11 protein-coding genes are annotated in these 9,579 nt (G+C 66.8%); 1 reads left to right on the top strand and 10 read right to left on the bottom strand.

The features are described from left to right. From plsX to ER13_RS13865, 3 genes are all read right to left on the bottom strand, one after another. On the bottom strand, nucleotides 1-1,009 hold a 1,009-nt coding region (plsX, locus tag ER13_RS13875; RefSeq protein ID WP_035310148.1), incomplete at its 3' end, for a phosphate acyltransferase PlsX. Nucleotides 1,010-1,148: 139 nt separating this feature from the next. Then, a complete protein-coding gene (locus tag ER13_RS13870; protein WP_035310147.1) occupies nucleotides 1,149-1,667 on the bottom strand; it encodes a DUF177 domain-containing protein in 519 nt (172 codons plus the stop codon). A gap of 4 nt (nucleotides 1,668-1,671) precedes the next feature. After that, the gene (locus ER13_RS13865) at nucleotides 1,672-2,196 is read right to left on the bottom strand and encodes a ubiquinol-cytochrome C chaperone family protein (RefSeq protein ID WP_035310145.1); all 525 of its coding nucleotides are present in this window, start codon (nucleotides 2,194-2,196) and stop codon (nucleotides 1,672-1,674) included. Between the two features lie 91 nt (nucleotides 2,197-2,287). On the opposite strand from ER13_RS13865, the gene ER13_RS13860 reads away from it, so the two are divergent. Beyond that, nucleotides 2,288-2,767, top strand: coding sequence for an outer membrane protein assembly factor BamE (locus tag ER13_RS13860; RefSeq protein WP_035310143.1), 480 nt, complete (start codon nucleotides 2,288-2,290; stop codon nucleotides 2,765-2,767). Nucleotides 2,768-2,848: 81 nt separating this feature from the next. Here ER13_RS13860 and ER13_RS13855 read toward each other — a convergent pair whose 3' ends face one another. The 7 genes from ER13_RS13855 to ER13_RS13825 form a co-directional block, all read right to left on the bottom strand. Further along, nucleotides 2,849-4,996 carry a sodium-translocating pyrophosphatase gene (locus tag ER13_RS13855; protein WP_035310141.1) on the bottom strand — a complete coding sequence of 716 codons (2,148 nt, stop codon included), beginning with the start codon at nucleotides 4,994-4,996 and terminating at the stop codon, nucleotides 2,849-2,851. Nucleotides 4,997-5,169: 173 nt separating this feature from the next. After that, on the bottom strand, nucleotides 5,170-5,586 hold the full coding sequence (locus tag ER13_RS13850; RefSeq protein ID WP_231492554.1) for a hypothetical protein: 417 nt from the start codon (nucleotides 5,584-5,586) through the stop codon (nucleotides 5,170-5,172). A gap of 58 nt (nucleotides 5,587-5,644) precedes the next feature. Further along, nucleotides 5,645-6,634: a thiamine-phosphate kinase gene (gene thiL / locus ER13_RS13845; RefSeq protein WP_035310139.1), complete on the bottom strand. Its 990-nt coding sequence runs from the start codon at nucleotides 6,632-6,634 to the stop codon at nucleotides 5,645-5,647. Next, on the bottom strand, nucleotides 6,634-7,158 hold the full coding sequence (nusB, locus tag ER13_RS13840; RefSeq protein WP_008258889.1) for a transcription antitermination factor NusB: 525 nt from the start codon (nucleotides 7,156-7,158) through the stop codon (nucleotides 6,634-6,636). Before nusB ends, thiL begins: the two co-directional genes overlap by 1 nt. Then, nucleotides 7,155-7,616: a 6,7-dimethyl-8-ribityllumazine synthase gene (gene ribH, locus ER13_RS13835; RefSeq protein ID WP_008263826.1), complete on the bottom strand. Its 462-nt coding sequence runs from the start codon at nucleotides 7,614-7,616 to the stop codon at nucleotides 7,155-7,157. Before ribH ends, nusB begins: the two co-directional genes overlap by 4 nt. Further along, on the bottom strand, nucleotides 7,613-8,749 hold the full coding sequence (ribB, locus tag ER13_RS13830) for a 3,4-dihydroxy-2-butanone-4-phosphate synthase (protein WP_035310137.1): 1,137 nt from the start codon (nucleotides 8,747-8,749) through the stop codon (nucleotides 7,613-7,615). Before ribB ends, ribH begins: the two co-directional genes overlap by 4 nt. Then, a complete protein-coding gene (locus ER13_RS13825; protein WP_035310135.1) occupies nucleotides 8,746-9,336 on the bottom strand; it encodes a riboflavin synthase in 591 nt (196 codons plus the stop codon). Before ER13_RS13825 ends, ribB begins: the two co-directional genes overlap by 4 nt. Nucleotides 9,337-9,579 lie beyond the last annotated feature (243 nt).

Genomic DNA, 9,579 nt, shown 5'->3' with positions numbered 1-9,579 from the left:
GGCTGGAATGGTCGAACACGGCGTCCAGCTTGCCCAGATTGGCGCCCACCTTGGTCATATAGTCGCTGCGGGCCAGATCGACCGCGATACGGATAGCATTGCCGAATCCCTTGGCGTCGGCCCCGCCGTGGCTCTTGACCACAATGCCGTTCAGCCCAAGCAGGGGGCCGCCGTTGATGGTGCTGGGATCGATCTTCTCGCGCATCTTCTTCAGGGCCGGCATGGCGATGGCGGCGCCCAGCTTGGACTGCAGGTTCGAGGTCAGGGCCTCGCGCAGCAGGGCCGAGATATAGCGCGCCGTGCCCTCGGCCGTTTTCAGGGCGATATTGCCGGTGAAGCCGTCGGTAACGACCACGTCCACCGTGCCCTTGGCGATGTCGTCGCCCTCAACGAAGCCGTGATAATTCAGGTCAAACGGACCGTCGCGCAGGATGGCGTGCGCCTCCTTGACCTGTTCATTGCCCTTCATGTCTTCCGAACCGACGTTCAGCAGACCAATCGTCGGCCGGGCGATGCCGCGCACCGCCGACTGGAAGGCTTCGCCCATGATGGCGAATTCGACCAGCTGCTCGGCGTCGCTGCCGATATTGGCGCCCACGTCCAGCACCGCCGTATGCCCCTTGAAGGTGGGCCAGCTGGCGACGATGGCCGGCCGTTCCAGCCCCGGCGCGGACATGCGCAGAATCAGTTTGGAGATCGCCATCAGGGCGCCGGTGTTGCCGGCCGAGACGACGCCACCGGCCTCGCCCGTCTTCACCGCCTCGACGGCGTTCCACAGGCTGGAGCCCTTGCCCCGGCGCATGGCCTGGGCGGGCTTCTCGTCCATGGCCACGACCTTTTCGGTGTGGCGAATCTCGGCGACAGCATCCAACAGGTCGGCGCGCGCCAACTCAGGCCGAATCTGGGTCTCGTCACCGTGCAGCAGGAAGCGAACCCCCTCCCCGCCATGGGTGAGGATATAGCTGCGGACGCCGGGAATAACGACGGATGGGCCGTGATCGCCGCCCATGGCGTCAAGCGAGATCGTAACTGGGGCTGGCAAATGGACCTCGAATAGCCGCGTCGTCTTGTCGCGCGACGCTTGATATAGGGCGCTGGACGATAGCGCCCAAGCCGGGGGATGCAACCACCCGGCCCTAACGTCAACCTCAGCCTTGGCCGTCCTGCGGCTTCAGCGCCTTCAGGGCGGCGAAGGGCGAGATTTCGGCCGGTTCTTCCGGTTGCACGAACTCCGCGCCTGGCTTGCGCGGGAACGGATCCAACGACAGGGCCAGTTGCTCGACGGCGTACTGGCCCAGGTCGATCTTGCCGTCCTCGATCAGATCGGCGTCCTCCTCGTCCAGCGTGACCTCGATCTCGTCGGTCTCCGTGGGCGCACGTTCGGCCAGCTGGATAGAGAATCGGCGATCCACATCGACCGGCAGCGGCTCCAGCGTCAGGCCGCAGGTCTGGACCGCATGGGCGCTGACCCGGCCCTTCAGCGTCCATTCGCTGGTCGACGGGGTCGGCTTCACCTCCACGTCGATCGTGAAATCTTCCAGACCTTGCAGGTCCAGGGCGCGAGCGATTCGCTTGCGCGTGTCTGCGTCCGGCTCCAGCCGCCGGCTCAGTCCGGCGCCGATCTGGTTGATCCGCACCGTCTCGCTGTAGGGAAGGCTCACGCTCATCGTCTCAAACATCCGTCCAGGCCGGCTTCGCCAGCACATCACTGAATTCCTGCGCGGCCAGGCCGGCCCGCGCCGCCAGGGCGTAGCGCGCCAGATCATTCGCCCGTTCCGCCCCGGTCTCTGCATAGACATTGCGCGCCAGGGCCTCGGCCAGCGCCGTCGCGTCGTCGTCGCGCAGCGGCGTCTCATAGGCGTTCATCCGCCCGTACAGGGCCTCGCCCAGCTTGCGCATCTTCTTGCCGACCGAGACGTCGCCGACGCCTTCTTCGCGCAGCGCATGGTCCAGGGCCGAGACATAGGCGTCAAACAGGGCCTGGGCCGCGTCCCGCCCGGCCTCGGTGTTCTCGTCGCGCAACCTCAGCACCAGCAGCAGCACGTGCAGCGTATAAAGCTCGAAGCGGGCGTCGATCCGGTCGGCCACGCCCAGACGCGTGTAGAAGCCGAGATGGCGCGCCTGTTCCACCGCCAGGGCGTACAGGGCGTCGCCGATGCGGACGCCGGGCCGGGGTTTGAACAGGTATTTCAGCATGGTTTTATACGGCCCCTTTTCCGCCGCGCCGTTGAACTAGGACGCAGGTCCGTCTAGGTCAAAGACCTTGTTCTCTCGCAGGCGCCCGATCATGTCTCGTTTCGTCCCGCTTTTCGTCGCCGTTTCCCTGGCCGGCCTGTCCGCCGCCTGCGCGCCCATGATCGGCTCCAACGGCTTCCAGGCCATCGACGCCAAGCCCCAGGACATCGTCGCGGGGACCGACACCAAGGAAACCGTCCTGGCCCGCCTCGGTTCGCCGTCGACCACCTCGACCTTCGAACCGGATCTGGTCTGGTACTACATCAGCCAGACGACCGAGAAATACACCTACAACCGCCCGGTCGTCGCCAGCCGCACCATCACCGAAGTCACCTTCGAGCCGAACGGCGACAAGGTCGCCGCCGTCCGCACCCTGGGCCTGGCCGACGGCGAGCAGATCGCGATGAACCGGACCGAGACCCCGACCCGCGGCCGCGCCCTGACCGTGCTCGAACAGTTGCTGGGCAACGTCGGTCGCGGCCAGTTGCCGCGCACCGAGGACGACACCCCCGGCCAACGCCGCCCGGACTAGGGTCCGCCCGGACCAGGGTCCGACGCATCGCCGAAGAAAAAACGCCCCGGAGATCACTCTCCGGGGCGTCTTCGTACAAGCTTAGCCGATATTTCCGCTCGCCAGCACCGCCAGCAGCAGCAGGGCGACGATATTGGTGATCTTGATCATCGGATTCACCGCCGGGCCGCTGGTGTCCTTGTAAGGATCCCCTACCGTATCGCCGGTCACGGCCGCCTTGTGGGCTTCGGAGCCCTTGCCGTGGACCACGCCGTTCTTGTCGGTGAAGCCTTCCTCGATCACCTTCTTGGCGTTGTCCCAGGCGCCGCCGCCCGAGGTCATCGAGATGGCGACGAACAGGCCGGTGACGATCACCCCCATCAGCATGGCGCCCAGCGAGGCGAAGGCGTTGGCCTTGTCCGAAATCGCCAGCACCGCGGCGAACAGGACGATGGGCGACAGCACCGGCAACAGCGACGGCACGATCATCTCGCGAATCGCCGCCTTGGTCAGGATGTCCACCGCCCGGCCGTACTCCGGCTTGACCTGATAGGTCATGATGCCGGGGTTCTCGCAGAACTGACGCCGCACCTCGGCCACCACGGCCTCGGCCGCGCGCCCGACCGCCATCATCGACATGCCGCCGAACAGGAAGGGCAGCAGCCCCCCGAACAGCAGACCCACGACGACATAGGGGTTGGTCAGGTCGAAGGCGATCGCCCCCATGTCGGCGAAGAAGGGATAGTCCGCCGGATTGGCCGAGAAATACTGCAGGTCCGACGTATAGGCTGCGAACAGCACCAGGGCCCCCAGGCCGGCTGAACCGATGGCGTAGCCCTTGGTCACGGCCTTGGTGGTGTTGCCCACCGCGTCGAGCGCATCGGTCGACCGCCGCACCTCGCTGGGCAGGCCCGCCATTTCGGCGATCCCCCCGGCGTTGTCCGTCACCGGCCCGAAGGCGTCCAGCGCCACGATCATCCCCGCCACGCCCAGCATGGTGGTGGTGGCGATGGCGATGCCGAACAGACCCGCCAGCTGGAAGCTGGCCACGATGCCGACGATGATCGTCAGGGCCGGAAGCGCCGTGGCCTCCAGCGAGACCGCCAGCCCCTGGATCACATTGGTCCCGTGACCCGAGACCGAGGCGTTGGCCACCGACTGCACCGGCCGGAATTTCGACCCCGTGTAGTATTCCGTCACCACCACGATGGCCGCCGTCACCGCCAGCCCGACCATGCCGGACCAGAACAGGGCCATCGGCTGGATCGTCAGGCCGCTTCCGGTCACGATCGGCCCCGTCACCATCTGGTTGATCACCCACCAGACCGCGCCGATGGACAGGACGCCGGTCACGATCAGCCCCTGATACAGGGCGCCCATGATGTTCTGGCTCTTGCCCAGCCGCACGAAGAAGCTGCCGATGATCGAGGTGACGATACAGACTGCGCAGATCGCCAGCGGCAGCACCATCAGGGCGCCCACATAGGGCTGATCGCGGAAGAAGATGGCCGCCAGCACCATGGTCGCCACCGTCGTCACCGCATAGGTCTCGAACAGGTCGGCCGCCATGCCGGCGCAGTCGCCGACATTGTCGCCCACATTGTCGGCGATGGTCGCGGCGTTTCGGGGATCGTCCTCGGGGATGCCGGCCTCGACCTTGCCCACCATGTCGCCGCCCACGTCGGCGCCCTTGGTGAAGATGCCGCCGCCCAGACGGGCGAAGATCGAGATCAGCGAGGCGCCGAAGCCCAGGGCCACCAGACCGTCGATCACCTCGCGGCTGGTCGAGCCCAGGCCCAGGTGATGGGTCAGCACGATAAAGTAGCCGGACACCCCGATCAGGGCGCCGCCCGCCACGAACATACCGGTGATAGCGCCCGAGCGGAACGCCAGGTTCAGTCCCTTGGACAGGCTCTCGGACGCCGCCTGCGCCGTGCGCACATTGGCCCGCACCGAAATCAGCATGCCGGCGTAACCGGCGGCGCCCGACAGGACGGCCCCGATCACGAAGCCGACCGCCGCATAGACGCCGATCAGCAGATAGGCGGCGATCAGGATCACGACCCCGACCATGCCGATCGTCAGATATTGCCGCTTCAGATAGGCCGAGGCGCCTTCCTGAATGGCGGCCGCGATCTCTCGCATCTTGTCATTGCCGGTGCTCGCCCTCATCAGCACGGCGGTCTGGGCGGCGCCGTACAGCACCGCCAGAACGCCTGCCGCGAAGACCAGCGTAAGTGAGTTCGTCATTGACGTTTCCATGCCCTTGCAACAAGCGCACGGATCCTTGCGACGGCGGGCGTTATCGCCTCTGTCCGACGTCCGGTCCCCCCGAGCGCGGCGGACGCGTCAGTGCGTCCCTTGGGATTTGCAGAGGGAGCGTGTCATGGGCGTCAAGTTGACGCAACCATGGTTGCGGACCTTCAGACGCCCGGCGTCATGCCCGCGCGCAGGCGCGGGTTTTGGGCGATGATCTCGGCCCGTGCGACGGAGCCCCGTCCAGAGATCGCGTTCGCAGCCGCGACCAGGGCCGCAGACATCCGGTTTTCGTCCAGCCGCGTCCAGTCGCCCGCAACAGTGAAGGGGGTGCGGTGGGCCGCCTTGACCAGGGCGTCGCGGAAGAACGCCTCCTTAGGCCGCATCTGCTCGACCGTCTTGCCCCCGCCGATATGCAGCTTCAGCGAGACGAAGACGTAGTTTCTAAGGCGACCGTCGGCGATCACCGGCAGGCCGACGCCGGGGATGCTCAAGGCCGGGGCCTCGGCGGGGGTCTTGCTGGATGAGGCCTGGGCCGATGTAGCAGCGACGCCGGCCAGGGCGACTGTTCCAGACGTGATCAAGGTTCTGCGATCCATAACCGCCACCCTAGCGGTGCGCGGTTAGGATTGTGTTGCCGGTTCAGCCATGGGTCCAGCCGCGCCGCGCCAGCTCTATCCGCCGTCCCCCATAGTCGACCGCAACGCCCTCGCCCGCCGTAACCGCCGCGATCCGGGTCAGGCGCAGCAGGCGGCGTTCGGCCTCGCGACGCAGGGTCTCTTCATGGCGGGGGTGGGCGGTGAAGACGATCTGGTAGTCGTCGCCGCCGGTCGCCAGGTCCTCCAGCGCCGCCTGCGGATCGACCCGGTCCTCGAACCAGGCCTGGGCGGCGGCGGACAGGGGCAGGACGCTGAGGTTCAGGGCAATGCCGACGCCGCTGGCCTTGGCGATATGGTTCAGGTCCGCCGCCAGACCGTCGGACACGTCCGCCGCCGCCGTCGCCAGGTTCCGGACGACATCGGCGAAATCCAGCCTCGGCATGGGGGTGCGGTAATGGTCGATCAGGCGCGCAAGCCGTTCGGCGTCCAGCTTCAGCTTGGCTTGCGCCGCCTGAAGCCCCAGCAGGCCATCGCCGATGGTTCCGGTGACGAAGACCAGGTCTCCCACCTGGGCGCCCGCGCGCGACACCGCCTCACCCGCCGGAACCCAGCCCAGGGCGGTCAGGGAGAACACCGCCGGCCCCGGCGTCCTGACCGTGTCGCCGCCCATCAGAAACACCCCGAACAGGGCCTGATCCTGCGCCAACCCGGCCGCAAAGGCCTCGCGTTCGGGCCAGCCGCAGCGGTCCGACCAGCAGCAGGCCAGCAGATAGCCGAAAGGCTCGGAGCCCTTGGCGGCCAGGTCCGACAGGTTCACCCGCAGCAGCTTCTTGGCCACGGTCTCCAGCGGATCGTCGGGCAGGAAATGCACGCCCTCGACGATGACGTCCTTGGTCAGGACCAGGTCGTAACCGGGCCGGGACGGCAGCACCGCCACATCATCGGCCAGCCCCCTGCCCCATTCGGGATGGGCCAGGGGCCGCAGCAGCCTCTCGATCGTCTCGAATTCGCCCGCGACGTCGAGCGACGGCATTATTTGCGCGTGTCTCTGGACACGCCGTCCAGCGCCGCATTGACGAACCGCGCCTCGGAGTCGTCGAAGAAGGCCTTGGCCAGTTCGACATATTCGTCGATCACGACCTCGCGCGGCGTCTCCGGGTGTTTGATCAACTCCCAGGCGCCCGAGCGCAGGAGGGCGCGCAGGGTGGCGTCGATCCGCTCCAGCTTCCAGTTGGACGCCAGGCGGGCCTTGATCGCCGTGTCGATGTCGCGCTGGCTCTCGATTACGCCCCGCACGATGTCGGCGAAATAGGCTTCGTCGGCCTCGGCCAGGGCCTCGCCCTCGATATCCGTATCGAAGCGGAAGTTGGCGAATTCGGTGATCACCGTCTCAACGCCCTCGCCCGCCAGCTCCATCTGGTACAGGGCCTGGACGGCGGCGAGACGCGACACGGTGCGCGCACGGCGCTGTTTGGAGCTGAGATGAGGCTCGGCCCGCTGCTTCTCGGCCTCGGCCAGTTGTTCGAGGACGGCTTTGACGCTGTTCGGTTCAGTCATGCGCCGAGGCCTAGCCGCAACCGCTTCTTCAATGCAATGAGCTCGAGACAGGCTTTGGCCGCCCCGCCCCCCTTATCCCCTTCGGAAAGCCGCGCCCGGGCCCAGGCCTGGTCTTCGTCCTCGGTCGTCAGGATGCCGTTGCCGATCAGCAGTCCCTTGACGCCCAGGGCCATAAGGCCGGCCGCCGACTGGTCCGAGACGATCTCGAAATGATAGGTCTCGCCGCGGATCACGCAGCCCAGGGCGACATAGCCGTCGTAACGGGGCGCGGTCGGGAACCGTCCGGCCTCCTCGGCCATGGCGATGACGGCCGGGATCTCCAGGGCGCCCGGCACGGTGACGACGTCGAACTCGGCGCCGCGCGCCTTCAACGTCTCCTTGGCGCCCTCCAGCAGGGCGTCGGCCAATTCGTCGTAGAAGCGCGCCTCGACGATCAGAATACGGGGGGCCTCGGTCACGCCTTGTCTTCTCCATCCATGTCGCGCCAGCCGACGATGCGCAGGCCATAGCCCTCAAGCGCCGTCGGTTCAGGCCGCGTCGAACTCATCACGATCATGTCTCTGACGCCCAGGTCCAGCAGGATCTGCGCGCCGACGCCATAGGCCCGCAGCGACCGGTCCACCGCCGCAGGCTTGTCCACGCCCGCGAGACGCTCCGCCAGCGAGGTCAACGACGGATCACGGAGGAAGACGACCACGCCCGGACCGTCGTGGTCGGTGATCTGTTTCAGGGCCTTGGGCACATAGTCCTGGCGCGTCTCGACATGGCCCAGCAGGTCGCAGGCGAAGTCCACCTGGTGCATCCGCACCAGGGTCGGCTTGGACGGATCGATCTTGCCGTGGACCAGGGCGATATGCTCGGCGCCCTCGATGGTGTTCCGATACAGCATCAGGCGGAACGGCCCGCCGTGGACGCTCTCGAACGGCGTATCCATGATCCGTTCGACGAACCGCTCGGTGCGGCGGCGATAGGCGATCAGGTCGGCGATGGTGCCGATCTTCAGCCCGTGCAGCTGGGCGAAGGCGACCAGATCGGGCATCCGCGCCATCTCGCCGTCGTCCTTGATGATCTCGCAGATGACCCCCGCGGGGGTCAGGCCCGCCATGCGGCTGATGTCCACGGCGGCCTCAGTATGGCCGGCGCGGACCAGAACCCCGCCGTCGCGCGCCACCAGGGGGAAGATGTGGCCGGGCGAGACGATGTCGTCCATGCCCTTAGAGGCGTCGGTGGCCACATGAATGGTGCGCGACCGGTCGGCCGCCGAAATCCCCGTGGTCACGCCCTCCTTGGCCTCAATCGAAACGGTGAAGGCGGTCTTCATGCTCTCACGATTGTCGGCCGCCATCGGCGGCAGCCGCAACTGATTGGCCCGCTCGGCCGTCAGGGCCAGGCACACCAGCCCGCGGGCCTGGCGGATCATGAAATTGATCTGGTCGGGGGTCGCGAACTGGGCGGGGATGATGATGTCCCCCTCGTTCTCGCGGTCCTCGGCGTCCACCAGGATGTAGGGACGGCCGTTGCGGGCGTCCTCAAGAATGTCCTCGATGGGACTGATCGGGCTGTCGTTCATGTTTGCGGCCAATTGCATCACGCCGTCTCCTGCCACCGCGCGAGGTATCGCGCCAGCATGTCGATCTCGAGATTGACCGGATCGCCCGCCTTCAGACGGCCCAGGGTCGTCACATCCCACGTATGCGGAATGATATTCAACGAAAACACCTGTCCCGCGACGCTGTTCACCGTCAGGGACACCCCGTCCACGGTGATCGAGCCCTTGGCGGCGATATATCGGTGCAGGGGCGCCGGCGCCTGGACCTCAACCCGGTGCGACCCGCCCTCCGGCGTGATCGAGACGACGCGGCCCAGGCCGTCGACATGGCCCGACACCACATGGCCGCCCATCTCGTCGCCCAGTTTGGCGGCGCGTTCCAGATTGACGCCGTCGCCGGCCTTCCACGCGCCCAGAGTGGTCTTGGACAGGGTCTCGTTCGACACTTCGACCGCGAACCAATCCGTCCCCTTCTCCGTCACCGTCAGGCAGCAGCCCGCGTGGCTGATCGAGGCCCCCAGGTCGATCCCGGACACGTCCCAGGCGGTCTGGATCTCATAGCGGCGATCCCGCTCGGTCTCGCGGACGTCGCGAACGCGCCCGATGTCGGTGACGATTCCGGTGAACATTTCGGCTCCGGTCCCTTCCGGACCCAAAAAACATAGTCTGAATAGTCTGAATTGTCTGAAATCGACCGGCGAAAACGTCCGGCGGCGGCGTCATGATCGCTCGTAGCGCTCCCACAGATCGTCTCCGACGGGCGTGACGCCCAGGCGACGGAACTTGGGGGCGTCGGCCAGCTTTGCAAGAGCCAGGGCCGCCACGCAGGGCCGCCCCTCACCGCCCAGCAGGATCGGCGCCCGGAACCACTC

The sequence above is a fragment of the Brevundimonas sp. EAKA genome (assembly GCF_000698025.1).
Classification (GTDB): Bacteria; Pseudomonadota; Alphaproteobacteria; order Caulobacterales; family Caulobacteraceae; genus Brevundimonas; species Brevundimonas mediterranea_A.
The sequence above is the reverse complement of the archived record's forward strand: the minus strand, read 5'-3'. Positions and strand labels throughout refer to the sequence as shown.